Consider the following 25,409-nt stretch of genomic DNA (forward strand, 5'->3'; position numbering starts at 1 on the left):
CTGATCGCCCGCCGACTGTGGCGGCTGGGACGGGTCACCGCACAAGCTCTGGTCATCCAAGCACGCCGCTCCCAGCCGACCGGTAGAGCGGCTCGCTCAGGCCTTCTTGCCGACAACGTTTGTCCGAAAGGGAACCACCATGCGCAAGTACCACGCTCTCCCCGCCGCCCTCCTCGCCGCCCTCGCCCTCACGGCGTGCCAGGACGGCACGGGCACGCAGGACGAGGGCGCAGCCAAGCCGCAGCTGACGGCGACGGCGAACACCGCGCCCACCGACGCGGCCTCCGGCAAGGCGGACAACACGGCTGCCGACACGGCCACGATCGCGAAGGCCACGAAGGCCGCGAAGGCGTCGAAGCCCGGGAACACGAAGGGCACGAACGCGAAGGGCACGAAGCCCGGGTCGGCCCCCGCCCCCGCCGCGCGGATCTCCTGCAACGGCACCAACACCACCGTCACGGCCAAGCAGGTCCGCCGCCCCGTCAACCACATGCTGATCACGGTCAAGAACACCGGCTCGAAGATGTGCGACCTCACCTACTACCCGGTGCTGCGCTTCGACGAGATGCAGTGGGCCCCGCAGCCGATCGAGGACTCCAAGCCGCAGGCGGTGACCACCCTGGCCCCCGGCGAGTCCGGCTACGCGGGTGTCCTGCTGTCGGCGGCCGACGGCAGCGGCACCGGCGGCACCACCGGCCGCAAGCTCACGGTCGGCTTCCAGGGCCCCACGCCGAACAGCAGCGGCGGCCCCTCGGCGATCCCGCAGCTGCCCGCCGAGGGCGTGTACTACGACAGCTCGCTGTCCGCCACGTACTGGCTGCGGGACATGGAGCAGGCCCTGTCCTACTGATCCTTGAGCCGCTGGGCCACTTCGGTGGCCCAGTAGGTGAGGATGTTCCGGGCGCCGGCCCGCCGGATACCCGTCAGGGCCTCCATGATCGCGCGATCCCGGTCGATCCAGCCCTTCTCGGCGGCGGCCTCGATCATCGAGTACTCGCCGGAGATCTGGTAGGCGGCGACGGGCACGTCCACGGCGTCCGCGACCCGGGCGAGGATGTCCAGGTACGGCCCGGCGGGCTTGACCATGACCATGTCGGCGCCCTCCTCGAGATCGAGGGCGAGTTCCCGCAGGGACTCACGCGCGTTCGCCGGATCCTGCTGATAGGTCTTCCGGTCGCCCTGCAGGGACGAGCCGACGGCCTCCCGGAACGGCCCGTAGAACGCGGAGGCGTACTTCACGGTGTAGGCGAGGATGGCGACGTCCTCCCGCCCGATCTGGTCGAGGGCGTCACGGACGACGCCGATCTGCCCGTCCATCATCCCGCTGGGCCCGACCACATGGGCGCCGGCATCGGCCTGCACCTGGGCCATCTCGGCGTACCGCTCCAGGGTCGCGTCGTTGTCGACCCGCCCCTGGGCGTCGAGCACCCCGCAGTGCCCGTGATCGGTGGTCTCGTCGAGACACAGGTCGGACATGACGAGAAGATCGTCACCGACCTCGGCCCGCACGTCCCGGATGGCGACCTGGAGAATCCCGTCCGGGTCGGTGCCCGGCGTCCCCAGGGCGTCCTTCTTCGACTCCTCCGGCACGCCGAACAGCATGATCCCGGAGACCCCCGCCGCGACGGCCTCGGCGGCGGCCTTCTTCAGGGTGTCCCGGGTGTGCTGCACGACCCCCGGCATGGCCGCGATCGGCACCGGCTCGCTGACGCCCTCCCGTACGAAGGCCGGAAGAATGAGATCGGCAGGGTGCAACCGGGTCTCGGCGACCATCCGACGCATGACGGGAGTGCTCCGCAAACGCCGCGGCCGCGTACCGGGAAAAGATCCGTACGTCGTCATGCCACCTACGCTACGCCCGCCCTATACCCCCCGATGCCGACGCACTGTCGGACCCAGCTGCGGGCATGCGTGCCTCCCCCAGTGCCTTAAGGGCCGGGGAGGTACCCCCAGGGCGGCACGGGTGGGCGCAGCGGCACCTCGTCGCGCCGAGTTGCGCACCCACCCGGCCCCAGCACCCACGCCGAGCACCCCACAGCCCCGCAATGCGCCCACCACCCCCCAGGTCCATCCTGAAAACAACACCTAAGGACAAGGACCCCGACGGCCGACACCACCCCCGCCGCCGCCGTCCCTCCGTACGCCCCCCACGGAGGACGCGATGACCGCCCGCCACGACACGCCCGACCTCTTCGCCCTCTCGGAAATCCACGGCCCGGTCCTGCGCCCCGGCGACCCCGCCTACGCCGACGAGGTCACCGGCTTCAACCTGGCCGCCCTCCACACCCCCGACGTGGTCATCGGAGCGGCCTCCCCCGACGACATCGTCACCGCCATGCGCTGGGCGAAAGCCACCGACACCCCCGTCGCCGTCCAGGCAACCGGCCACGGCGCCAACTTCCCCATCGAGAAGGGCCTGTTGATCAACACGGCCCGCATGACCGACGTACGGGTGGATCCCGCCACCCGCACGGCCACCATCGCCGCGGGCGCGAAGTGGAGCCACGTCATGGCCGCGGCCGCCCCGCACGGCCTCGCCGGCCTCAGCGGCACCTCCACGGACGCGGGCGTCGTCGGCTACACCCTCGGCGGCGGCCTCCCCGTCCTCGGCCGTGCCTACGGCTATTCCTCCGACCTGGTCCGCTCCTTCCAGGTCGTCACCCCGGACGGTCACCTGCGCGAAACGGATCCCCAGCACGAACCGGAACTGTTCTGGGCCCTGCGCGGCGGCAAGGGCAACGTGGGCGTCGTCACCTCACTGGTCACCGAACTGCTCCCCCTCCCCCGCATCTACGGCGGCGGCATCTACTGCCGGGGCGAGCACACCGAGGCCCTGCTCCAGGCCTGGGCGGACTGGACCCGCACCGTCCCGGACCAGATGTGCAGCGCGTTCACGATCCTCCGTCTGCCGCCCATCCCCCAGATCCCGGAGCCCCTGCGCGGCGGCTTCTGGGCCCGCGTGGCGATCGCCTGGCCCGGCCTCCCGGCCGAGGGCGAGGCCCTGATCGCGCCTCTCCGCGCAGCCGCCCCCGTGGCCGTCGACACGGTCGAGGTGATGGACCACGCGGCCCTGGACCGCATCCACATGGAACCGCAGGACCCGCTCCCCGGAAGGGAGTCCTGCCTGCTCCTGCGCGACCTGACGCCCGACGCCATCGGCACGTTCCTGGACCAGGCCGGCCCCACGGCCGGCGCCGACCACCCGCTGCTGATGGTCGAGATACGCCACATGGGCGGCGCGATGTCCCGCCCGTCCCCCGTCGAGGACGCCGTCTGCGCCCGCGACGCCCTGTACTTCATCGACTCCGTCGGCATCATGGCCGCGCCACCCGCCGCCGAGGCCATCGAGCAAGCGACGCAGCAGCTCTACACGGCCATGGCCCCTTACGGCACGGGCCGCACCATGGTCAACATCCACGGCACCCCGGGCGACGACCAGGACCGCGCCCGCGCCTGGACCCCGGAGGTCTACGAACGCCTGCGCCACGACAAGGCCACCTACGACCCGTCCAACCTGCTCCGCTACGGCCACGCGGTGACTCCCGCGTAGCCGCAGCGAACACTGGAACCGCCTACGTCGTCGAACGCCGCCGCCGAGCCCCCGGCCGCCGCTCACTGGGCCGCGTCACCGGATCCCCGGCCTCCACAGCGGCGGCTCTGCGCTTCGCGCCGAAGTCGGCCAGCGCCTCCGCCAGCTTGTGCACGGACGGCTCCGGAGCCATGACATCCACCCGGAGCCCGTGCTCCTCGGCCGTCTTGGCGGTGGCGGGGCCGATACACGCGATCACGGTCACGTTGTGCGGCTTGCCGGCGATACCGACCAGGTTCCGCACGGTCGACGACGACGTGAACAGCACGGCGTCGAAGCCACCGCCCTTGATCGCCTCACGCGTCTCCGCCGGCGGCGGCGAGGCCCGCACGGTCCGGTAGGCCGTGACGTCGTCGACCTCCCAGCCCAGCTCGATCAGCCCGGCGACCAGCGTCTCCGTGGCGATGTCGGCACGCGGCAGGAACACCCGGTCGATCGGGTCGAAGACCGGGTCGTAGGGCGGCCAGTCCTCCAGCAGCCCGGCGGCCGACTGCTCGCCGCTCGGCACCAGGTCCGGCTTCACGCCGAAGGCGATCAGCGCCTTGGCCGTCTGCTCGCCCACGGCCGCGACCTTGATGCCCGCGAAGGCACGCGCGTCGAGCCCGTACTCCTCGAACTTCTCCCGCACGGCCTTGACCGCGTTCACCGAGGTGAAGGCGATCCACTCGTAGCGGCCCGTCACGAGCCCCTTGACCGCCCGCTCCATCTGCTGGGGCGTGCGCGGCGGCTCGACGGCGATGGTCGGCACCTCGTGCGGCACGGCCCCGTACGACCGCAGCTGGTCGGAGAGCGACGCCGCCTGCTCCTTGGTGCGCGGCACGAGCACCTTCCAGCCGAACAGCGGCTTGGACTCGAACCACGCGAGCTGGTCGCGCTGGGCGGCGGCGGAACGCTCACCGACCACGGCTATCACCGGCCGGCCGCCCTCGGGCGAGGGCAGCACCTTGGCTTGCTTCAGCGTCTGCGCGATCGTGCCGAGCGTGGCGGTCCAGGTGCGCTGCCGGGTGGTCGTACCGGCGACGGTGACCGTCATCGGGGTGTCCGGCTTGCGGCCCGCGGAGACGAGCTCGCCGGCCGCCGCGGCGACGGAGTCCAGCGTGGTGGACACGACGACCGTGCCGTCCGACGCCCCCACCTCCGTCCAGCACCGGTCCGACGCCGTGCGCGCGTCGACGAACCGCACGTCCGCACCCTGCGCGTCCCGCAGCGGCACACCGGCGTACGCGGGCACACCGACGGCACTCGCGATACCGGGGACCACCTCGAAGGGCACCCCGGCGGCGGCGCACGCCAGCATCTCCTCGGCGGCGTACGTGTCGAGGCCCGGGTCCCCGGACACCGCACGCACGACCCGCCTGCCGCCCCGCGCGGCCTCCATGACAAGATGTGCGGCATCCCGCACCGCGGGGGCGGCTGCGGCGGTTGACGTACCGTCAACAACCGTCAGCTGGGGCGTTCCTGTGCCCGGAGCCGGATCCTGGGAAGGATCCGAATCCGTGTTCACTTCGGAGACGCCCTGCCTGGCGTGCTGACGTACGACGTCGAGCACCTCGTGCTCGGCGACGAGGACGTCCGCGTTCGCCAGCGCCTCGACGGCGCGCAGAGTCAGTAGTCCCGGATCTCCGGGTCCGGCACCCAGGAAGGTGACGTGCCCGTGTTCAGGACCGGCGGAAAGGGTGGTGGGGCTCAATGTGCTCGCTCCCCCATCAGACCGGCCGCGCCCTGGGCGAGCATCTCGGCCGCGAGTTCGCGACCGAGCGCCGTTGCCCGGTCGTGCGTCTCGGGCACGGGACCGGTGGTGGACAGCTGCACCATCCGCGTGCCGTCGGTCGTGCCGACGACGCCGCGCAGGCGCATTTCCTTGACAATCTGCCCGTCGGCCAAAAGGTCGGCCAGCGCGCCCACAGGGGCGCTGCAACCGGCCTCCAGGGCGGCGAGCAGTGACCGCTCGGCCGTCACGGCGATCCGCGTGAACGGGTCGTCGAGTTCGGCGAGCGCGGCGACGAGGTCCGCGTTGCCCGCGGTGCACTCGATCGCCAGGGCCCCCTGGCCGGGGGCGGGCAAAACCGTGTCGACCGACAGGAAGTCGGTCACTTCGTCACCCCGGCCGATCCGGTTCAGTCCGGCGGCGGCCAGCACGACCGCGTCGAGCTCACCGGAGCGTACGTATCCGATCCGGGTGTCGACGTTGCCGCGGATCGGGACGGTCGCTATGTCCAGGCCGTGGCTGCGCGCGTACGCGTTGAGCTGGGCCATGCGGCGCGGCGAACCGGTGCCGATGCGGGCCCCGCTGGGCAGATCGGTGAACTTCAGCGCGTCCCGGGCGACGATCACGTCCCGCGGGTCCTCCCGCGTCGGCACGGCGGCCACCACCAGCTCGTCGGGCTGCGTGGTCGGCAGGTCCTTCAGCGAGTGCACCGCGAAGTCGACCTCGCCCTTGAGCAGCGCGTCGCGCAGGGCGGTCACGAACACGCCCGTGCCGCCGATCTGGGCGAGCTGCTCGCGCGAGACGTCGCCGTACGTGGTGATCTCGACGAGCTCCACGGGCCGCCCGGTCACCCGGCTCACGGCCTCGGCCACCTGCCCGGACTGGGCCATGGCGAGCCTGCTCCGCCGGGTGCCGAGCCTCAGCGCCTTGTCGTTCATGCCGGCCCTCGGTCTTTCTCTGTGCTGTCCTCGGCCCGGGAGACGGCGGCAACCGTCTCCGGGTCGAGGTCGAACAGGGTGCGCAGCGCGTCCGCGTACCCGGCGCCGCCGGGCTCGGCCGCGAGTTGCTTGACCCGTACGGTCGGCGCGTGCAGCAGCTTGTCCACCACGCGCCGCACGGTCTGGGTGATCTCCGCGCGGTGCTTGTCGTCGAGGCCGGGAAGCCGTCCGTCCAGGCGGGCGATCTCGCTGGCCACGACATCGGCGGCCATGGTGCGCAGGGCGACCACGGTCGGCGTGATGTGCGCGGCCTTCAGTGCTGCCCCGAAGGCCGCGACCTCGTCGGAGACGATACGCCGGACCTGGTCCACATCGGCAGCCATCGGAGCGCCCGCGGAGGCCTCCGCCAGCGACTCGATGTCCACCAGCCGCACCCCGGTCAGCCGGTGTGCGGCCGCGTCTATGTCGCGCGGCATCGCCAGGTCGAGCAGGAAGAGCACGGGCTCGGGCCGCGGCGGCTCGTCGGCCGGCTCGGGCCTGCGCCGCTCGGGGATCCGGCCGACGGTGGCCACGGTCGCGGCGAGGGCCGCGATGGCGTCGGCGTCCGGTGCGGGGTCGAGCGGGCCGGCCGTCCCCGGCCGGGCCGCGCGCTGGGCGCCGCCCACCGTGCCGTTGTCCACCCACGCCGCGTGCTGCTCCAGGTCGGCGGCGGCCATACCGGCCACGGCCGCCTCGCCCAGCACGGAGAATCCGGCGGTGCCCTGCACCGCGGGCAGGTCCAGCGGACAGCCGTCCTCGCCGCCGAGTCCGGTGGCCGGCAGGTTGCCCCGCTGCGCTCCCGTGGCTGCCGTCCGGCCCGGTCCGCCGCCCGGAGCGGGCGGTCCGTCGCCGTCGGGCGCGGCCGGCGGGGCTGTCGTACGGCCCTCCACCGCGGCGGCGACCGACTCGGCCGTCAGGACCAGACCGGTCGCGCCGGTGCAGGAGACGGCGACGTCGGCACGTGTCAGTTCGACCGGCACCGATTCCATCGGGACCGCACGGGCCAGCACGTCCGTGTCGTCGCCCTCGGTCAGGATCTGGGCGAGGCGCTCGGCGCGGTCGAGGGTGCGGTTGGCGACGACGACCTCGGCGACCCCGGCCCGCGCGAGCGTCGCGGCGGCCAGCGAGGACATCGACCCGGCGCCGATGACCAGGGCCTTCTTGCCCCGGGCCCAGGTCTCCACATCGCCGCCCGCGGCCAGCTGCTCCAGGCCGAAGGTGACCAGGGACTGGCCGGCCCGGTCGATGCCGGTCTCGGAGTGGGCGCGCTTGCCGACCCGCAGGGCCTGCTGGAACAGGTCGTTCAGCAGCCGGCCCGCGGAGTTCAGCTCCTGCGCGCGGGCCAGGGAGTCCTTGATCTGGCCGAGGATCTGCCCCTCGCCGACGACCATCGAGTCCAGGCCGCAGGCCACCGAGAACAGATGGTGGACGGCCCGGTCCTCGTAGTGCACGTAGAGATAGGGGGTGAGTTCCTCCAGGCCGACCCCGCTGTGCTGGGCGAGCAGCGTGGACAGCTCGGCGACACCGGCGTGGAACTTGTCCACGTCGGCGTAGAGCTCGATGCGGTTGCAGGTGGCGAGCACCGCGGCCTCGGCGGCCGGTTCGGCGGCGACCGTGTCCTGGAGCAGCTTGGTCTGCGCGTCCGTGTTGAGCGAGGCCCGCTCCAGCACGCTGACCGGGGCGCTGCGGTGGCTGAGTCCGACGACGAGGAGGCTCATGCCGGCATCACGGCGGGCATGTCCCCGTCGGGTCCCTGGTCGGCGGAGTCGCTGCGCGCGGCGGCGGCCGGGACGCCGCCGTCGGAGGCGGCGGCCTCCTCGCCGGCCTTGCGCTGCTCGTGGAAGGCGAGGATCTGCAGCTCGATGGAGAGGTCGACCTTGCGCACGTCGACGCCGTCGGGCACGGACAGCACGGTCGGCGCGAAGTTCAGGATGGAGGTGACACCGGCGGCCACGAGCCGGTCGCAGACCGCCTGGGCGGCACCGGCGGGAGTGGCGATGACACCGATCGACACGCCGTTGTCCTGGATGATCTTCTCCAGGTCGTCGGAGTGCTGCACGGGGATCCCCGCGACCGGCTTGCCCGCCATGGCCGGGTCGGCGTCGATGAGCGCGGCGACCCGGAAGCCGCGGGAGGCGAACCCGCCGTAGTTGGCCAGGGCGGCGCCGAGATTACCGATACCGACGATCACGACCGGCCAGTCCTGGGTGAGGCCCAGTTCGCGGGAGATCTGGTAGACGAGATACTCGACGTCGTAGCCGACGCCCCGGGTCCCGTAGGAGCCGAGGTAGGAGAAGTCCTTGCGCAGCTTCGCGGAGTTGACCCCGGCAGCGGCCGCGAGCTCCTCGGAGGAGACCGTGGGCACCGAGCGTTCCGACAGCGCGGTCAGAGCGCGGAGGTACAGCGGAAGCCGGGCGACGGTGGCCTCGGGAATCCCTCGGCTGCGGGTCGCCGGTCGGTGAGTTCGGCCAGTTGCCACGGTGCTCCTGCGGGTAGAGCGGGGCTGTAGGCGGTCATACGTCCCTACATGACCGCCCCGTCGAAAGCAGGCTATGTCTTTGTGAACGCGTGCACAAAGATGGTGTCCGATTTGCCCGCCCAACGTGACCGGGCTCACGCACCCCCGGCGCACTCGTGGGGAACCGGCGCATACGCACCACCGTTCCTTTGCTTCTGGGGGCAAAACCGCACACTCTCCTCTGTGTATCCCGCCCCCGAGACCAGCCACCGACGATCCTAAGCGACCTGACGGCCTCTTTGGACTGCTCGGTCAGTTGCCGGACCGGGCGTGATCAGCGGGATCAGTCGGTCAGCGCCTTGCGCAGGCGGTCCTCGCCGACGCGCCAGAACGTGTGCTGCCTGCCGTCCACCAGCACGACCGGGATCTGCTCCCAGTACTGGTCGTGCAGTTCCCGATCCTCGGTGATGTCCTTCGCCTCCCAGGGGACTCCCAGATCACCGCACACCTTCTCCACAACGACCTGTGCGTCATCACACAGATGACAGCCGGGTTTGCGGATCAGGGTGACGAGCCGGTCCCGAGGGGGCCTGCGACGAAAGAGGGGACTCATGTCGGCCATTGTCGCGCGCCCGTGAACGAGGGGAACCCTCACGAAAGCACCGGCGACGCGCCGACCACGTCCGTCCGGAACGACCTCTTTAACGGCACGCTTGCCGAGAGTTCACAGGCTCCAAACCTCTCGACTCCGGAAACCCCGAACAAACTGGCTATGCTCACGCCATGGCCGCTCTCGGATGGCTCACCCCCCGTAGGCGCTCTGCCACGGCGCGGAGCGTTTTGGCAGGCGAGGCCTCGGCGGAGGCTGCCCGCAAGTCCTCACAGGAGGCCGCCGGCACCACCGAGGAACCGCAGTTCCCGGTCCACGGCGACGACCGGGCCGCCGCCTTCTTCGACCTGGACAACACCGTCATGCAGGGCGCCGCCCTCTTCCACTTCGGGCGGGGCCTGTACAAACGGAAGTTCTTCGAGACACGGGAACTCGCCCGGTTCGCCTGGCAGCAGGCGTGGTTCCGGCTGGCCGGGGTCGAGGACCCCGAACACATGCAGGAGGCCCGCGACTCGGCGCTGTCGATCGTCAAGGGCCACCGCGTCGCCGAGCTCCAGTCGATCGGCGAGGAGATCTACGACGAGTACATGGCCGAGCGCATCTGGCCCGGCACCCGTGCCCTGGCCCAGGCCCACCTGGACGCGGGCCAGAAGGTCTGGCTCGTCACGGCGGCCCCCGTCGAGATCGCCCAGGTCATCGCCCGCCGCCTGGGCCTGACCGGCGCCCTGGGCACGGTCGCCGAGTCCGTCGACGGCGTCTACACGGGCAAGCTGGTCGGCGAACCGCTGCACGGCCCCGCGAAGGCCGAGGCGGTCCGCGCCCTGGCCGCGGCCGAGGGTCTGGACCTCAGCCGCTGCGCCGCCTACAGCGACTCGCACAACGACATCCCGATGCTGTCCCTGGTCGGCCACCCCTACGCCATCAACCCGGACTCCAAGCTGCGCAAGCACGCCCGCGACCTGGACTGGCGCCTGCGCGACTACCGCACCGGCCGCAAGGCGGCCAAGGTCGGCATCCCGGCCGCGGCCGGCGTGGGCGCGGTGGCCGGCGGCACGGCGGCGGCGATCGCCCTGCACCGCCGTCGCCGCTGACGACCGACCAGGCAGGCGACCGATCAATCCGGGACACCTTCGTTTACGGGATGACAAGCCCCGTAAATCCAACTGGCGTACCCCCACAACCTCGCATCCAGTCCTCTTGGCTGGACACGGCCACAACACGCCCTGGACCCAGCCTGAATCCGAACCTTTTCGATCAACAACCGTTCACACTCTGGCACTTGATGCGGCGTCAATCGGTTACGGAAGCGACGTAACCGATGATTTGAGCAACTCGGTGTAGCAGGGCCTACACGAAGCGTTATTCTCCTCAGACGCAATCCGGTACCCCTCCGTCGCTACGACGGGTGAAAGGTCCCGCACTGCACGTGATGGAAGCTCTGCCTCTGGGAGTCCCGTGTACCCACACGTCGGGGTTGACGCCTCGGGCCTGGCTACGCTGCGCGCAACGGTCCTCGACCTGTTGCGCGGCTTCGTCCCCACCGCGTACGCCGGCCCCGCATTCGCCACCGCCGCGCCCGTAGGCCCGTGCTATGCACTGGCCGACGGCAGCGCCGCGGTCGGCAGACGAGGGCGCCCGTCCGGCGCGGCCACCGCCCGACGGCCGGCGGCGGACAGCGACAGCGCCCGCATGATGGACCTCGTGGAGCGCGCCCAGGCCGGCGAGGCCGACGCCTTCGGCCGTCTCTACGACCAATACAGCGACACCGTCTACCGGTACATCTACTACCGGGTCGGAGGAAAGGCGACCGCCGAGGACCTCACCAGCGAGACCTTTCTGCGCGCCCTGCGCCGCATCGGCACGTTCACCTGGCAGGGCCGTGACTTCGGCGCCTGGCTGGTCACCATCGCCCGGAACCTCGTCGCGGACCACTTCAAGTCCAGCCGCTTCCGCCTCGAGGTCACCACCGGCGAGATGCTCGACGCCAACGAGGTCGAGCGCTCCCCCGAGGACTCCGTCCTGGAGTCCCTCTCCAACGCCGCCCTGCTCGACGCCGTACGGCGGCTCAACCCCCAGCAGCAGGAGTGCGTGACGCTCCGCTTCCTCCAGGGCCTCTCCGTCGCCGAGACCGCCCGTGTCATGGGCAAGAACGAGGGCGCCATCAAGACCCTCCAGTACCGGGCCGTCCGCACCCTCGCCCGGCTCCTCCCGGAAGACGCCCGCTGACCCGGCCGCACGCTCGGCGACGGCCAACTCACGTTCCGTGACAGTCCGTTGACTTCGGCATCCGATCATCCGGCGTCCGTAACCCAAGTGCCGCGCCGCTCGTTGTGCGGGATGCAGGCTCCCTGTGGTCACCCCCTGACCGGCTCCGATCACCCGATCGTGTGGTCGTGGTCAGGGTGTGCAACCCTCAGGACCCCCTGGGGAGTCGACCGTCATGACGAGAGGAGGTGCCGCCAGTGATCGCGAACGTATCGGCGCACCGGCGGGCGAACGCCTTCGCCCAGGCCCTTCAGGAGCAGTCCGAGCAGGGCACGGCGGCCGAGCAGTCCGAAGGATCGGCACCTGCCCCGGCCGCTGCGGAGCCGACCGAACAGGCACGCCTGCTGGCGCTCGCCTCCGGTCTCGGCGCGCTGCCCAAGCCGGAGCTCGACCCGGAGGTCAAGGTCGTCCAGCGGGCCCAGCTGGTGGCCGCGTTCGAGGCCATGCTCCAGGAGGGCACCGCGGGCGGCGGGGCGACGGACGGCGCGTTCCCCGAGCAGCGCTCCCCCCGGGCCCATGGCGCCCACCGAGCGAGCCCACTGAAGAAGTTCCGGCCCCGTTCCCGCCTCGCCAAGGGCCTCACCGCGGGCGGGCTCAGCGTGGGCGTGGCCGCGAGCGCCCTCGGCGGCGTCGCCGCCGCCAGCTCCGACGCGCTGCCCGGCGACTCGCTCTACGGCCTCAAGCGCGGCATCGAGGACGTCAAGCTCGGCCTCGCCGACGGCGTCGACGAGCGCGGCCGGGTCTATCTCGACCACGCCTCCACCCGGCTCAGCGAAGCCCGCCGCCTGATGGAGCGGGGCCGCAGCGGCCCGCTCGACCACGAGTCCCTGGGCGAGATCCGCCGCGCCCTGTCCGGCATGCGGCACGACGCGTCGGAAGGCCACCGGCTGCTGAGCGAGGCGTACGAGCGCGACCCGGACTCCCTGGAGCCCATCCAGGCCCTGTCCGCCTTCTCCCGCTCCCACCGCGAGGCCTGGGGCGAACTGCGCGAGAAGCTCCCCGTCCAGCTCGGCGACGTCAGCGACCAGGTGTCGTCGGTGTTCGACGCCATAGAGCAGGACGTCGCCCCGCTGCGGTCCCTGCTGCCCGAGCCCCCGTCCCGGAGCGGCGGCGGCGACGGCAATCGGCGGGGCACCTCCGAGTCGGCCTCCAGCGGCTCCTCGGCCACCGACCGGTCGACCCGGCCCAGCGACAGCGGCCGCGGCCACTCCGACAAGGGCGGCACCGGCAGCGACAGCCCCAGCCACTCGGCAGGCAGCGACAAGGACGGCCTGATCGGCGGCAACACCGGCGGCCTGCTCGACCCGCCGCGGCAGTCCAGCGACGCGAGCACCTCGCCGTCGGCGGAAGGCGTCCCGTCCGTCCCCCAGCCGGACGTGACGCTCCCGCCGCTCCTGCCCGACCTGCTGCCCGGACTGGGCATCGACGGCGAGGACACCGACTAGCCGACGGTTCGACAGTGGGGGCGCCCTCGTCAGGGGGGCGCCCCCATCGTCGTAGGCCCTGCCTCAGTGGTGCGCGTGCCTCAGAAGAAGACCGACCGGCGCTGCACCAGCAGCTTGTACAGCGTGTGCTGGATCTGCTCCCTGACCTGGTCGGTCAGGTTGAACATCAACATCGGGTCCTCGGCCGCCTCCGGCGGATAGCCGTCCGTGGGGATCGGCTCGCCGAACTGGATCGTCCACTTGGTCGGCAGCGGAACCGCCCCGAGCGGACCGAGCCACGGGAACGTCGGCGTGATCGGAAAGTACGGGAAACCCAGCAGCCGCGCGACCGTCTTGGCGTTGCCGATCATCGGGTAGATCTCCTCGGCCCCCACGATCGAGCAGGGCACGATCGGCGTACCGGCGCGCAGGGCCGTCGAGACGAAGCCGCCGCGGCCGAAGCGCTGGAGCTTGTAGCGGTCCGCGAAGGGCTTGCCGAGGCCCTTGAAGCCCTCCGGCATCACCCCGACCAGCTCGCCCTGCTCCAGCAGCCGGGACGCGTCCTCGGCGCAGGCCAGGGTGTGACCGAGCTTGCGGGCCAGCTCGTTGACCACCGGCAGCATGAACACCAGGTCGGCGGCGAGCAGCCGCAGGTGCCGGCCCGCCGGGTGGTTGTCGTGCACGGCGACCTGCATCATCAGGCCGTCCATCGGCAGCGTCCCGGAGTGGTTGGCGACGATCAGGGCGCCCCCCTCGGCCGGGATGTTCTCGATGCCCTTCACCTCGACCCGGAAGTACTTCTCGTACAGCGGGCGCAGCAGGGACATCAGGACCTGGTCGGTGAGCTCCTCGTCGTAGCCGAAGTCGTCGACCTCGTAGTCCCCGGTGAGGCGGCGGCGCAGGAAGGCCAGGCCGCCCGCGATACGCCGCTCCAGGCCGCCCTCGCCGCCCTGGGACCCCTCCGGCGGTTGTTCCTCAGGTGTCACAGGAACATCATCCTGCGGAACAGCCCTGGTGGGCAGGGGCTGCACCTCACGTACCGGCACGGAATCCGTGCCCGGGCGACGGTTCCCGGCACTCCGGCGCCGCTGCGGACGCTGCACGGCGCCCCCGCGGGACCGGTCGTCGTCGAACGGAATGACCTTGGCATCCGCCATCGTTGATGCGCTCCTCAGTTGGCGCTCTGCGTCGGGGGGTGGCCGCCGCCCGCGAGGGGCAGCGCGGCGATCCGGTCGACGGCCCCCGCAAGGGCCTCCGGCGGAAGAAGTCCGGGACCTTGACTGCGTGCGAAGTCCGCGAACGTCTCCGCGGTCGTGTACTTGGGCTGGAATCCCAGCGTCTCGCGCATCTGGCCCGTGGCCACGACCCGGCCGTGGGTGAGCAGCCTGATCTGCTCCGGCGAGAAGTCCGTCATCCCCAGCGTACGCACCAGCGAGCCCGCCCAGGTGACGGCGGGGAGCAGCAGGGGCACGGTCGGGCGCCCGAGGCGCCGGGAGCACTGCGAGAGCAGCAGCACGCCGTCACCGGCGATGTTGAAGGTGCCACTGTTGAGCGTGCCCCGCCGCGGCTCGTGCGAGGCGATCCGCAGCACCTCGATCACGTCCTCCTCGTGCACGAACTGAAGCCGCGGGTCGTAGCCGAACACGGTCGGCAGGACCGGCAGCGCGAAGTACGAGGCGAGCGGGGTGTCCGCGGTCGGGCCCAGGATGTTGGCGAACCGCAGCACGCACACCGCCACGTCGGGCCGGCGGCGCGCGAAGCCGCGGACATAGCCCTCGACCTCCACCGTGTCCTTGGCGAAGCCGCCGCTGGGCAGGGACTTGGGCGGGGTCGTCTCGGTGAAGACGGCCGGGTCGCGGGGCGCCGACCCGTAGACGTTCGTGCTGGACTTCACGACCAGCCGCCGCACGTTCGGGGACTTCTGGCAGGCACCGAGCAGCTGCATGGTGCCGATGACGTTGGTCTCCTTCAGGGAGGCCCGGTTGCCGCTGCCCAGCGGCGTGCCCGTCACGTCCAGGTGGACGATCGTGTCTGCGCCCGTCTCGGCGAGCACCCGCGCGATTCCGGGCTGCCGGATGTCGGCCTGGACGAAGTCCGCACCGCCCAGATGGTGCTCGGGCGGCACCGCGTCCACGGCGACGACCCGGTCCACCTCGGGGTCACGCTGGATCCGCCGTACGAACCGGCCCCCCAGCTGGCGGGCCACACCGGTCACGAGCACGACCTTGCCCAAGATCCGCGCCTTCCTTCCAGAAAACCTCTTGCCCCGCCGCGTTCCCCCGTGGGGCCAACTTAGCGGTTCGGTGTTGCGCTGTGATGACCGCCCGATGCGCGAAGTGACGACAAGCAGCCGGACGCAGGAGCCGGAACACGCGTGGCCCCCCACCGGTGGGTGGGGGGCCACAGCAACGCTCTCGCGGCGTCCGCGTCGCGAACTTACTTCTTGTTGCGACGCTGAACGCGCGTGCGCTTGAGCAGCTTGCGGTGCTTCTTCTTGGCCATCCGCTTGCGCCGCTTCTTGATAACAGAGCCCACGACTACCCTCGCTCACTTCTCATCACTCGGTTGTTTGGGCGCCATGGGCCCACACGACCTACGAGGGGCTAGCCTACCCGCCCGAGCGCTGAGGTCGTAATCGAGGAGGCCAGGGTGATCCCGAGTGCCCTGTGAGGGACCACCCCGCCCCAGCCGTCAGGCGGTTTCCACCCCCACGTAACTCTCGCGGAGGTACTCGTGAACCGCTTGCTCCGGGACGCGGAAGGACCGCCCCACACGGATCGCGGGCAGATGACCGCTGTGCACCAACCGGTACACGGTCATCTTCGACACTCGCATGACCGAGGCGACTTCCGCCACGGTAAGGAACTGAACCTCGTTCAGAGGCCTCTCGCCAGCTGCAGCCATGACACACCTGAACCTTCCGCACTCGACGGCCACCGGCTTCCCCTTCCGGTGACTCTTCGTCGCTGCGTGCTCACTCCCCAATGTAGGGGCGGGTGATGCGAGTGGGGAAGAGGTGCACCCATCGGCGGACTACTGTGACAGACACGCCCGATTGAGTACGTAGCGGGTAAGCGGCAGGTAGTAATCAGACCGCACACCGTCATCAAGTGGAACGACGACGGAGACGGACCCCTCCGCCTCACCGACGAACGGGGCGGGATCGTCCGTATCGGCCGCCCCGATGGCCTCGAACCCCAGCTGACCTGCCCCGCAGACCCACCCGTGATCCCCGATGACCAGCTCGGGAAGGGGCCCGCCGGCCTCCGCGGCAGCGGTCAACACGGTACGAACCGGGAGAGGTGAGTGCGTATGTGCGCCGGGCTCACAACCGGGGCGTTCCGTGCGGGGCCCCCGCACCAGCGCGACTCCTCGTACGTAGTCGAGGTTGTACGTGCGTAGGCCGAACCGGGTCGTTATGTCGACACGACGACCCTGCGCCGGAGTGAGGACAGCACACCCCGCCGCCGACAGCGCGTCTGCCAGAGCGGCGTAGAAACCGAGCAGCCGGTGAGGGTGCCCGGTGCCGAGGAGCACGGGTGCGCCGCGCCGGGCGATCTCGGCGAGGCGCTCCGCGAAGGCGTCCAGCGCGGCCAGGGTGCGCTCCGGATCGATCACGTCCTGGCCGGAAGTCCATCGGGAATCGGCCGAAACCCCGCACCTGTCCGCCATCAGCTCGATCACATCCCGCTGACGCCAGGCTCCTTCGGGATCGAGGCCGAGGAGCACCCGGGGATCCCGGGCGGCGAACAGCCGGTAACTCCGCAGGCTCTCCTCACGAGACGTGGCCACGGTCCCGGCGAGGCGTGCGCCCACCAGGTGCGCACGAAGGGCTTCGGGGGTCAGCACGAGGAGATCGTGCGCGACGAGGGCCCCACGTGTCCCGAGAACGGACGAACACCGCACGGCCGGCCTACCGGGCACCCGTTGCCCACTGGTCCCCCGGTCAGGCCAGCAGACCCCGCAGCGGGAACACCGCCCGCCGAGCCGCCAGCACCGCCTGGTCCAGCCGGTCCGCGGGGTCGTAGCCCTCCTCCCAGCCGGGGAACGCCACGGGCCAGCGCCCGTCCGTCATCCGCGCCGGGGCCAACTGCCGCGTCCTCGCGAAAACTTCCTGCCGCCAGCCCTCGGGAATCACCGCCTCGGGCGCCACGGCCCGGCCCGCCGCGATCCCGACCAGATGCGTCCACGACCGAGGTACGACGTCCACCACGGCGTAGCCGCCCCCGCCCAGCGCCACCCACCGCCCGTCGGCGTATTCGTGCGCCAGGTCGTGACAGGCCGCCTGCACCGCCCGCTGCGCGTCCAGCGACACCGCCAGATGCGCCAGCGGGTCCTCGAAGTGCGTGTCGGCCCCGTGCTGCGTCACCAGCACCTGCGGCCGGAAGTCGGCGATCAGCTCCGGCACGACCGCGTGGAACGCCCGCAGCCAGCCCGCGTCCCCCGTCCCGGCCGGCAGCGCCACGTTCACCGAAGAGCCCTCCGCGCTGTCGGCGCCCGTCTCCTCCGGCCACCCGGTCTGCGGGAACAGCGTCCGCGGATGCTCGTGCAGCGAGATCGTCAGCACCCGCGGATCCTCCCAGAACGCCGCCTGCACCCCGTCCCCGTGATGCACGTCCACGTCGACGTACGCCACCCGCTCGGCCCCCAGCTCCAGCAGCCGGGCGATCGCCAGCGACGCGTCGTTGTAGATGCAGAACCCGGACGCACCGCCGGGCATCGCGTGGTGCAGCCCGCCCGCGAAGTTCACCGCATGCAGCGCCTGACCGCGCCACACCGCCTCCGCGGCCCCCACCGACTGCCCGGCGATCAGCGCCGACACCTCGTGCATCCCGGCGAAGGCCGGATCGTCCATCGTCCCCAGCCCGTACGACTGGTCCGCCGCCCCCGGATCCGCCGACGCGGCCTTCACCGCCTCGATGTAGTCCTGCCGGTGGACGAGCCGCAGCGTCGACTCCCCGGCCGCCTTCGCGGCGACCACCTCCACCTCACGGTCCAGCCCGAAGGCATCGACCAGTGTCCGGGTCAGGGCGAGCCGGACCGGGTCCATCGGATGCCCCGGACCGAAGTCATAGCCCGTTACTGCCTCGTCCCACATCAGCTGTGCGCGGCCGCTCATGCCCGCCACCGTATCGGTCCGGTTGAGCAGCGAACGACCGGGCGTACACCAGCGTCACCAGCACCAACACCATCGGCACGAGCATGGCCCCGCGGTAGCTCCACAGGTCCCCGAGCGCACCGACCAACGGCGAACCGATCAAAAAGCCCACATAGTTGAAGACATTCAGCCGCGCCACGGCAGCGTCCGAAGCACCGGGGAACAACCGCCCGGCCGCCGCGAACGTCTGCGGCACCAGCACACACAACCCGAGCCCCAGCAGCGTGAACCCCAGCATCCCCACCCACGCCCCGGGCGCCGCGGCCACCACGGCGAACCCACCCGCCGCCACCAGCGCACCACCCCGTACGACGGCGACGGCCCCGAACCGCCGCACCCCGAGATCCCCGATCGCCCGCCCCAGCAGCGTGGTCACCATGTACACGTTGTACGGCACGGTCGCCATCTGCTCCGAGCTCCCCAGCACGTCCTGGAGGTACTTCGCGCTCCAGTTGGAGACCGTGGAGTCCCCGATGTAGGCGACGGTCATCACCAGACACAACGGCAGCAGCCACTTGAACACGACGGCCTGACCCTCACCCGCCGCCTTCTCCTCCACCGCCGGCGCCACATCCCCGTCGTCGACGTACCACCGGCTCCCCACCAGCACAGCCGGCAGCAGCACCGCCACGACCGGCAGATAGGACACCCACAACGCCAGATCCCAGTGCGCCCCCACCCACGCCAGCGAGGCCCCCACGATCCCGCCCAGGCTGTAGGCCGCGTGGAAACTGAGCATGATGCTGCGCCCGTACGACCGCTGCAGGCTCACCCCGAGCATGTTCATCGACGCGTCCAGCACTCCGACGGCGAGCCCGAACGCCGCGAGCGCGACGCCCAGTTCCACCATCCGCTCCCCGGCCCCGACCCCGAGCAGCGCCAACAGCACCACGGGCTGGGACCACCGCAGCAGCCGGCTCGGGCGCACCCGCTTCACCAGGCGCTCGGTGGTCACGCTCCCGACACCGGCGAGGATCGGCACAGCGGCCAGGAACGCCGGCAGTAACGCGTCGGAGACCCCGTACCGGTCCTGGATGGCCGGAATCCGCGTCACGAGCAGAGCGAAGGCGACCCCCTGCACCAAGAAGCTGAACGCCAACGAGGCCCTGCCGCGCCGCAGCACATCAGTCATGGCGGCGAGCGTAGGGCCCAGACTTACTCATGGGTAGATCCAGCCAAAGATGAATTCGCCTCAGCTTCTACGTCCTCACATGAGCAGCTCGGTCAGTTCCCTCATATCGGAGAAGAGCCGCCCGGCCCCGGCCAGCCTCTCCGCCGGCGTCATGGCGGTGAAGCCGTACACGTCCATCCCCGCAGCGACCGCCGCCCGCACCCCCAGCGGACTGTCCTCGATGACGACACACCGCTCCGGCGCGACCCCCATCCGCTCGGCCGCGTACAGGAACAGATCGGGAGCCGGCTTCCCCCTCCCCACATCCTCCGAGCTGAAGATCCGCCCCTCGTCGAACCACCGGTCGAGCCCGGTCGTCCGGTGCCCCACCCGGATCCGCTCATGGCTCCCGGACGACGCCACGCAGTACGGCACGGAGTCGGCGGCGAGCTTCTGCAGGACCTCCTCGACGCCGGCGACCGGCTTCAAGTCCCGCTCGAAGGCCCCGAAGACCCGAGCATGGAACACGTCGTCGAAGTCCACCGGCAGCCGCTGCCCGGTCCGCTCCGCGACGAGGTCGTGCACGCGGTGCATGGCAGCTCCCATGTAGTCGCGGAGGGAGTCCTCGTACGACGTGGGGTGCCCGAGTTCGGTCAGATAAGCGGCCAGGAGCCGGTTGGAGATGGGCTCACTGTCGACGAGGACACCGTCGTTGTCGAAGATCACGAGGCCATAGCGCATGGCTCGACCCTAAACGCAGAAAACCCCCGCATCCGAAGATGCGGGGGTTTTCCCAATAATTGTTCGGCGGCGTCCTACTCTCCCACAGGGTCCCCCCTGCAGTACCATCGGCGCTGTAAGGCTTAGCTTCCGGGTTCGGAATGTAACCGGGCGTTTCCCCTACGCTATAACCACCGAAACACTATGAAACTATCCAGCCGCACCACGTGTGGCAACGTGGGGCTGTTCGTGGTTTCAGAACCAACACAGTGGACGCGAGCAACTGAGGACAAGCCCTCGGCCTATTAGTACCGGTCAACTCCACACGTTACCGTGCTTCCATATCCGGCCTATCAACCCAGTCGTCTACTGGGAGCCTTACCCTCTCTAGGAGGTGGGAGTCCTCATCTCGAAGCAGGCTTCCCGCTTAGATGCTTTCAGCGGTTATCCCTCCCGAACGTAGCCAACCAGCCATGCCCTTGGCAGAACAACTGGCACACCAGAGGTTCGTCCGTCCCGGTCCTCTCGTACTAGGGACAGCCCTTCTCAAGACTCCTACGCGCACAGCGGATAGGGACCGAACTGTCTCACGACGTTCTAAACCCAGCTCGCGTACCGCTTTAATGGGCGAACAGCCCAACCCTTGGGACCGACTCCAGCCCCAGGATGCGACGAGCCGACATCGAGGTGCCAAACCATCCCGTCGATATGGACTCTTGGGGAAGATCAGCCTGTTATCCCCGGGGTACCTTTTATCCGTTGAGCGACGGCGCTTCCACAAGCCACCGCCGGATCACTAGTCCCGACTTTCGTCCCTGCTCGACCCGTCGGTCTCACAGTCAAGCTCCCTTGTGCACTTACACTCAACACCTGATTGCCAACCAGGCTGAGGGAACCTTTGGGCGCCTCCGTTACTCTTTAGGAGGCAACCGCCCCAGTTAAACTACCCATCAGACACTGTCCCTGATCCGGATCACGGACCCAGGTTAGACATCCAGCACGACCAGACTGGTATTTCAACGACGACTCCACACTAACTGGCGTTAGCGCTTCACAGTCTCCCAGCTATCCTACACAAGCCGAACCGAACACCAATATCAAACTGTAGTAAAGGTCCCGGGGTCTTTCCGTCCTGCTGCGCGAAACGAGCATCTTTACTCGTAGTGCAATTTCACCGGGCCTATGGTTGAGACAGTCGAGAAGTCGTTACGCCATTCGTGCAGGTCGGAACTTACCCGACAAGGAATTTCGCTACCTTAGGATGGTTATAGTTACCACCGCCGTTTACTGGCGCTTAAGTTCTCAGCTTCGCCCCACCGAAATGGAGCTAACCGGTCCCCTTAACGTTCCAGCACCGGGCAGGCGTCAGTCCGTATACATCGCCTTACGGCTTCGCACGGACCTGTGTTTTTAGTAAACAGTCGCTTCTCGCTGGTCTCTGCGGCCACCCCCAGCTCAGAGCGCAAAGCTCATCACCAGATGTGGCCCCCTTCTCCCGAAGTTACGGGGGCATTTTGCCGAGTTCCTTAACCATAGTTCACCCGAACGCCTCGGTATTCTCTACCTGACCACCTGAGTCGGTTTAGGGTACGGGCCGCCATGAAACTCGCTAGAGGCTTTTCTCGACAGCATAGGATCATCCACTTCACCACAATCGGCTCGGCATCAGGTCTCAGCCTTGTGTGCGACGGATTTACCTACCGCACGGCCTACACCCTTACCCCGGGACAACCACCGCCCGGGCTGGACTACCTTCCTGCGTCACCCCATCACTCACCTACTACCAGATCGGGTCACCGGCTCCACCACTTTCCTTTCCCCGAAGGGTCCGGAACGGCTTCACGGGCTTAGCATCACTGGATTCGATGTTTGACGCTTCACAGCGGGTACCGGAATATCAACCGGTTATCCATCGACTACGCCTGTCGGCCTCGCCTTAGGTCCCGACTTACCCTGGGCAGATCAGCTTGACCCAGGAACCCTTAGTCAATCGGCGCACACGTTTCTCACGTGTGAATCGCTACTCATGCCTGCATTCTCACTCGTGAACCGTCCACAACTACCTTCCGGTGCTGCTTCACCCGGCACACGACGCTCCCCTACCCATCACAGCCGGCGTTGGCCGTATTGCTGCAATGACACGACTTCGGCGGTACGCTTGAGCCCCGCTACATTGTCGGCGCGGAATCACTAGACCAGTGAGCTATTACGCACTCTTTCAAGGGTGGCTGCTTCTAAGCCAACCTCCTGGTTGTCTGTGCGACTCCACATCCTTTCCCACTTAGCGTACGCTTAGGGGCCTTAGTCGATGCTCTGGGCTGTTTCCCTCTCGACCATGGAGCTTATCCCCCACAGTCTCACTGCCGCGCTCTCACTTACCGGCATTCGGAGTTTGGCTAAGGTCAGTAACCCGGTAGGGCCCATCGCCTATCCAGTGCTCTACCTCCGGCAAGAAACACACGACGCTGCACCTAAATGCATTTCGGGGAGAACCAGCTATCACGGAGTTTGATTGGCCTTTCACCCCTAACCACAGGTCATCCCCCAGGTTTTCAACCCTGGTGGGTTCGGTCCTCCACGAAGTCTTACCTCCGCTTCAACCTGCCCATGGCTAGATCACTCCGCTTCGGGTCTTGAGCGTGCTACTGAAACGCCCTATTCGGACTCGCTTTCGCTACGGCTTCCCCACCCGGGTTAACCTCGCAACACACCGCAAACTCGCAGGCTCATTCTTCAAAAGGCACGCAGTCACGAGATGGAAGCAAGCTTCCATCCGACGCTCCCACGGCTTGTAGGCACACGGTTTCAGGTACTATTTCACTCCGCTCCCGCGGTACTTTTCACCATTCCCTCACGGTACTATCCGCTATCGGTCACCAGGGAATATTTAGGCTTAGCGGGTGGTCCCGCCAGATTCACACGGGATTTCTCGGGCCCCGTGCTACTTGGGTGTCTCTCAAACGAGCCGCTGACGTTTCGACTACGGGGGTCTTACCCTCTACGCCGGACCTTTCGCATGTCCTTCGCCTACATCAACGGTTTCTGACTCGTCCTGTTGCCGGCAGACAACAGAAGAGAGATCCCACAACCCCGTATACGCAACCCCTGCCGGGTCTCACACGCATACGGTTTGGCCTCATCCGGTTTCGCTCGCCACTACTCCCGGAATCACGGTTGTTTTCTCTTCCTGCGGGTACTGAGATGTTTCACTTCCCCGCGTTCCCTCCACACTGCCTATGTGTTCAGCAGCGGGTGACAGCCCATGACGACTGCCGGGTTTCCCCATTCGGAAACCCCCGGATCAAAGCCTGGTTGACGACTCCCCGGGGACTATCGTGGCCTCCCACGTCCTTCATCGGTTCCTGGTGCCAAGGCATCCACCGTGCGCCCTTAAAAACTTGGCCACAGATGCTCGCGTCCACTGTGCAGTTCTCAAACAACGACCAGCCACCCGTCACAGCCCACTCTCGTGGACTTTTACCGGGGCCGGCACTGAGGAAAGTTCATTCCCTCAGACACCCAACAGCGTGCCCGACCAGCTCCCGTCCGAAGATCATGCGTTCCACGCTCTTGCGAGCAGTACTAGCAGCCTCCGGCCCAAGATCCTGGCCGAGTAGTCAACGTTCCACCCATGAGCAACCAGCATCAGACGTTCGCTGATGTACTGGCCTCTGAACCAGCCCCGAAGGACCGGCTTAGAAGTGCTCCTTAGAAAGGAGGTGATCCAGCCGCACCTTCCGGTACGGCTACCTTGTTACGACTTCGTCCCAATCGCCAGTCCCACCTTCGACAGCTCCCTCCCCACAAGGGGGTTGGGCCACCGGCTTCGGGTGTTACCGACTTTCGTGACGTGACGGGCGGTGTGTACAAGGCCCGGGAACGTATTCACCGCAGCAATGCTGATCTGCGATTACTAGCGACTCCGACTTCATGGGGTCGAGTTGCAGACCCCAATCCGAACTGAGACCGGCTTTTTGAGATTCGCTCCACCTCGCGGTATCGCAGCTCATTGTACCGGCCATTGTAGCACGTGTGCAGCCCAAGACATAAGGGGCATGATGACTTGACGTCGTCCCCACCTTCCTCCGAGTTGACCCCGGCGGTCTCCCGTGAGTCCCCAGCACCACAAGGGCCTGCTGGCAACACGGGACAAGGGTTGCGCTCGTTGCGGGACTTAACCCAACATCTCACGACACGAGCTGACGACAGCCATGCACCACCTGTACACCGACCACAAGGGGGACCCTGTCTCCAGGGTTTTCCGGTGTATGTCAAGCCTTGGTAAGGTTCTTCGCGTTGCGTCGAATTAAGCCACATGCTCCGCCGCTTGTGCGGGCCCCCGTCAATTCCTTTGAGTTTTAGCCTTGCGGCCGTACTCCCCAGGCGGGGCACTTAATGCGTTAGCTGCGGCACGGACAACGTGGAATGTTGCCCACACCTAGTGCCCACCGTTTACGGCGTGGACTACCAGGGTATCTAATCCTGTTCGCTCCCCACGCTTTCGCTCCTCAGCGTCAGTATCGGCCCAGAGATCCGCCTTCGCCACCGGTGTTCCTCCTGATATCTGCGCATTTCACCGCTACACCAGGAATTCCGATCTCCCCTACCGAACTCTAGCCTGCCCGTATCGACTGCAGACCCGGGGTTAAGCCCCGGGCTTTCACAACCGACGTGACAAGCCGCCTACGAGCTCTTTACGCCCAATAATTCCGGACAACGCTCGCGCCCTACGTATTACCGCGGCTGCTGGCACGTAGTTAGCCGGCGCTTCTTCTGCAGGTACCGTCACTTTCGCTTCTTCCCTGCTGAAAGAGGTTTACAACCCGAAGGCCGTCATCCCTCACGCGGCGTCGCTGCATCAGGCTTTCGCCCATTGTGCAATATTCCCCACTGCTGCCTCCCGTAGGAGTCTGGGCCGTGTCTCAGTCCCAGTGTGGCCGGTCGCCCTCTCAGGCCGGCTACCCGTCGTCGCCTTGGTGAGCCATTACCTCACCAACAAGCTGATAGGCCGCGGGCTCATCCTGCACCGCCGGAGCTTTCCACCACCAAGAGATGCCCCTAGTGGTTGTATCCGGTATTAGACCCCGTTTCCAGGGCTTGTCCCAGAGTGCAGGGCAGATTGCCCACGTGTTACTCACCCGTTCGCCACTAATCCCCACCGAAGTGGTTCATCGTTCGACTTGCATGTGTTAAGCACGCCGCCAGCGTTCGTCCTGAGCCAGGATCAAACTCTCCGTGAATGTTTTCCCGTAATCGGGATGAACACCACGAGAGCGGAACAGCCAGGCGGAATAAGCCCGGCCGTTCACAGCGTCCTCGCTGTGTTTTTTCAAAGGAACCTCGCCCCAGCAGATGCTGGAGACGGGGTATCAACATATCTGGCGTTGAC

The 25,409-nt window shown here is 68.3% G+C and carries 19 protein-coding genes and 3 rRNA genes; 5 read left to right on the forward strand and 17 right to left on the reverse strand.

Annotation, left to right across the window (positions count from 1 at the left end; genetic code table 11):
* The first annotated feature begins 139 nt into the window (after nt 1-139).
* Entirely contained in the window at nt 140-850 is a 711-nt protein-coding gene (locus MQE23_RS19325) for a DUF4232 domain-containing protein (protein ID WP_243379698.1), read from the forward strand.
* On the opposite strand, the gene hemB is transcribed toward MQE23_RS19325, so the two are convergent.
* Nucleotides 844-1,842: a porphobilinogen synthase gene (hemB, locus tag MQE23_RS19330; RefSeq protein WP_037671594.1), complete on the reverse strand. Its 999-nt coding sequence runs from the start codon at nt 1,840-1,842 to the stop codon at nt 844-846. The two genes, MQE23_RS19325 and hemB, sit on opposite strands and share 7 nt — an antisense overlap.
* Before the next feature lie 319 nt (nt 1,843-2,161).
* Between hemB and MQE23_RS19335 the strand changes: the two genes are divergently transcribed.
* Nucleotides 2,162-3,550, forward strand: a complete 1,389-nt coding sequence (locus MQE23_RS19335; protein WP_243379699.1) for an FAD-binding oxidoreductase — start codon at nt 2,162-2,164, stop codon at nt 3,548-3,550.
* Between the two features lie 22 nt (nt 3,551-3,572).
* Here the strand turns inward: MQE23_RS19335 and MQE23_RS19340 are convergent, their stop codons facing one another.
* The 5 genes from MQE23_RS19340 to MQE23_RS19360 all read right to left on the reverse strand — a co-directional run bounded on the left by MQE23_RS19340 (nt 3,573) and on the right by MQE23_RS19360 (nt 9,345).
* Complete coding sequence (locus MQE23_RS19340; protein WP_243379700.1) at nt 3,573-5,279, reverse strand: bifunctional uroporphyrinogen-III C-methyltransferase/uroporphyrinogen-III synthase; 1,707 nt, start codon at nt 5,277-5,279, stop codon at nt 3,573-3,575.
* The gene (hemC, locus tag MQE23_RS19345) at nt 5,276-6,235 is read right to left on the reverse strand and encodes a hydroxymethylbilane synthase (RefSeq protein ID WP_243379701.1); all 960 of its coding nucleotides are present in this window, start codon (nt 6,233-6,235) and stop codon (nt 5,276-5,278) included. The genes MQE23_RS19340 and hemC overlap by 4 nt, the downstream gene beginning before the upstream one ends.
* Nucleotides 6,232-7,992, reverse strand: a complete 1,761-nt coding sequence (locus MQE23_RS19350) for a glutamyl-tRNA reductase (protein ID WP_243379702.1) — start codon at nt 7,990-7,992, stop codon at nt 6,232-6,234. Before MQE23_RS19350 ends, hemC begins: the two co-directional genes overlap by 4 nt.
* On the reverse strand, nt 7,989-8,753 hold the full coding sequence (locus MQE23_RS19355; protein ID WP_020275182.1) for a redox-sensing transcriptional repressor Rex: 765 nt from the start codon (nt 8,751-8,753) through the stop codon (nt 7,989-7,991). Before MQE23_RS19355 ends, MQE23_RS19350 begins: the two co-directional genes overlap by 4 nt.
* Nucleotides 8,754-9,075: 322 nt before the next feature.
* Nucleotides 9,076-9,345, reverse strand: coding sequence for a glutaredoxin family protein (locus MQE23_RS19360; RefSeq protein ID WP_037671606.1), 270 nt, complete (start codon nt 9,343-9,345; stop codon nt 9,076-9,078).
* 170 nt (nt 9,346-9,515) lie between these two features.
* Here MQE23_RS19360 and MQE23_RS19365 point away from each other — a divergent pair, with 170 nt between their 5' ends.
* The 3 genes from MQE23_RS19365 (at nt 9,516) to MQE23_RS19375 (ending at nt 13,052) form a co-directional block, all read left to right on the forward strand.
* Nucleotides 9,516-10,433 (forward strand): HAD-IB family hydrolase, encoded by a 918-nt coding sequence (locus tag MQE23_RS19365; RefSeq protein ID WP_082320012.1) that lies wholly within the window; start codon nt 9,516-9,518, stop codon nt 10,431-10,433.
* Between the two features lie 364 nt (nt 10,434-10,797).
* Nucleotides 10,798-11,568 (forward strand): ECF subfamily RNA polymerase sigma factor, BldN family, encoded by a 771-nt coding sequence (locus MQE23_RS19370; protein WP_037671603.1) that lies wholly within the window; start codon nt 10,798-10,800, stop codon nt 11,566-11,568.
* 236 nt (nt 11,569-11,804) lie between these two features.
* Nucleotides 11,805-13,052 carry a DUF5667 domain-containing protein gene (locus MQE23_RS19375; RefSeq protein ID WP_243379703.1) on the forward strand — a complete coding sequence of 416 codons (1,248 nt, stop codon included), beginning with the start codon at nt 11,805-11,807 and terminating at the stop codon, nt 13,050-13,052.
* An 80-nt stretch (nt 13,053-13,132) separates the two neighbouring features.
* Here MQE23_RS19375 and MQE23_RS19380 read toward each other — a convergent pair whose 3' ends face one another.
* The 11 genes from MQE23_RS19380 to MQE23_RS19430 form a co-directional block, all read right to left on the reverse strand.
* Entirely contained in the window at nt 13,133-14,188 is a 1,056-nt protein-coding gene (locus MQE23_RS19380; RefSeq protein WP_037671604.1) for a lysophospholipid acyltransferase family protein, read from the reverse strand.
* A gap of 14 nt (nt 14,189-14,202) precedes the next feature.
* Nucleotides 14,203-15,264 (reverse strand): NAD-dependent epimerase/dehydratase family protein, encoded by a 1,062-nt coding sequence (locus MQE23_RS19385; RefSeq protein ID WP_020275189.1) that lies wholly within the window; start codon nt 15,262-15,264, stop codon nt 14,203-14,205.
* A 203-nt stretch (nt 15,265-15,467) separates the two neighbouring features.
* Nucleotides 15,468-15,566: an AURKAIP1/COX24 domain-containing protein gene (locus MQE23_RS19390; protein ID WP_003948845.1), complete on the reverse strand. Its 99-nt coding sequence runs from the start codon at nt 15,564-15,566 to the stop codon at nt 15,468-15,470.
* A gap of 156 nt (nt 15,567-15,722) precedes the next feature.
* Nucleotides 15,723-15,935 (reverse strand): helix-turn-helix domain-containing protein, encoded by a 213-nt coding sequence (locus MQE23_RS19395; RefSeq protein ID WP_004984898.1) that lies wholly within the window; start codon nt 15,933-15,935, stop codon nt 15,723-15,725.
* Between the two features lie 129 nt (nt 15,936-16,064).
* Nucleotides 16,065-16,880: a phosphatase gene (locus tag MQE23_RS19400; RefSeq protein ID WP_020275190.1), complete on the reverse strand. Its 816-nt coding sequence runs from the start codon at nt 16,878-16,880 to the stop codon at nt 16,065-16,067.
* A 97-nt stretch (nt 16,881-16,977) separates the two neighbouring features.
* Complete coding sequence (locus MQE23_RS19405) at nt 16,978-18,150, reverse strand: acetoin utilization protein AcuC (RefSeq protein WP_037671608.1); 1,173 nt, start codon at nt 18,148-18,150, stop codon at nt 16,978-16,980.
* Complete coding sequence (locus MQE23_RS19410) at nt 18,101-19,321, reverse strand: MFS transporter (protein ID WP_020275192.1); 1,221 nt, start codon at nt 19,319-19,321, stop codon at nt 18,101-18,103. Before MQE23_RS19410 ends, MQE23_RS19405 begins: the two co-directional genes overlap by 50 nt.
* A gap of 75 nt (nt 19,322-19,396) precedes the next feature.
* Nucleotides 19,397-20,041, reverse strand: a complete 645-nt coding sequence (locus MQE23_RS19415; protein WP_243379704.1) for an HAD family hydrolase — start codon at nt 20,039-20,041, stop codon at nt 19,397-19,399.
* 61 nt (nt 20,042-20,102) lie between these two features.
* A 5S ribosomal RNA gene (rrf, locus tag MQE23_RS19420) occupies nt 20,103-20,219 on the reverse strand.
* 86 nt (nt 20,220-20,305) lie between these two features.
* Nucleotides 20,306-23,424: ribosomal RNA gene (locus MQE23_RS19425) — 23S ribosomal RNA — on the reverse strand.
* A gap of 308 nt (nt 23,425-23,732) precedes the next feature.
* A 16S ribosomal RNA gene (locus MQE23_RS19430) occupies nt 23,733-25,260 on the reverse strand.
* The 16S, 23S and 5S rRNA genes sit together here, the layout of an rRNA operon.
* Nucleotides 25,261-25,409 lie beyond the last annotated feature (149 nt).

The organism is Streptomyces sp. HP-A2021 (genome assembly GCF_022807935.1).
In the GTDB taxonomy this organism is placed as follows: Bacteria; Actinomycetota; Actinomycetes; order Streptomycetales; family Streptomycetaceae; genus Streptomyces; species Streptomyces afghaniensis.

What these genes read in the sequence shown, in the direction of transcription:
- MQE23_RS19325 (WP_243379698.1), top strand. Translation starts at nt 140, where the DNA reads ATGCGCAAGTACCACGCTCTCCCCGCCGCCCTCCTCGCCGCCCTCGCC.
- hemB (WP_037671594.1), bottom strand. Translation starts at nt 1,842, where the DNA reads ATGACGACGTACGGATCTTTTCCCGGTACGCGGCCGCGGCGTTTGCGG.
- MQE23_RS19335 (WP_243379699.1), top strand. Translation starts at nt 2,162, where the DNA reads ATGACCGCCCGCCACGACACGCCCGACCTCTTCGCCCTCTCGGAAATC.
- hemC (WP_243379701.1), bottom strand. Translation starts at nt 6,235, where the DNA reads ATGAACGACAAGGCGCTGAGGCTCGGCACCCGGCGGAGCAGGCTCGCC.
- MQE23_RS19350 (WP_243379702.1), bottom strand. Translation starts at nt 7,992, where the DNA reads ATGAGCCTCCTCGTCGTCGGACTCAGCCACCGCAGCGCCCCGGTCAGC.
- MQE23_RS19360 (WP_037671606.1), bottom strand. Translation starts at nt 9,345, where the DNA reads ATGAGTCCCCTCTTTCGTCGCAGGCCCCCTCGGGACCGGCTCGTCACC.
- MQE23_RS19365 (WP_082320012.1), top strand. Translation starts at nt 9,516, where the DNA reads ATGGCCGCTCTCGGATGGCTCACCCCCCGTAGGCGCTCTGCCACGGCG.
- MQE23_RS19380 (WP_037671604.1), bottom strand. Translation starts at nt 14,188, where the DNA reads ATGGCGGATGCCAAGGTCATTCCGTTCGACGACGACCGGTCCCGCGGG.
- MQE23_RS19395 (WP_004984898.1), bottom strand. Translation starts at nt 15,935, where the DNA reads ATGGCTGCAGCTGGCGAGAGGCCTCTGAACGAGGTTCAGTTCCTTACC.
- MQE23_RS19405 (WP_037671608.1), bottom strand. Translation starts at nt 18,150, where the DNA reads ATGAGCGGCCGCGCACAGCTGATGTGGGACGAGGCAGTAACGGGCTAT.
- MQE23_RS19410 (WP_020275192.1), bottom strand. Translation starts at nt 19,321, where the DNA reads ATGACTGATGTGCTGCGGCGCGGCAGGGCCTCGTTGGCGTTCAGCTTC.
- MQE23_RS19415 (WP_243379704.1), bottom strand. Translation starts at nt 20,041, where the DNA reads ATGCGCTATGGCCTCGTGATCTTCGACAACGACGGTGTCCTCGTCGAC.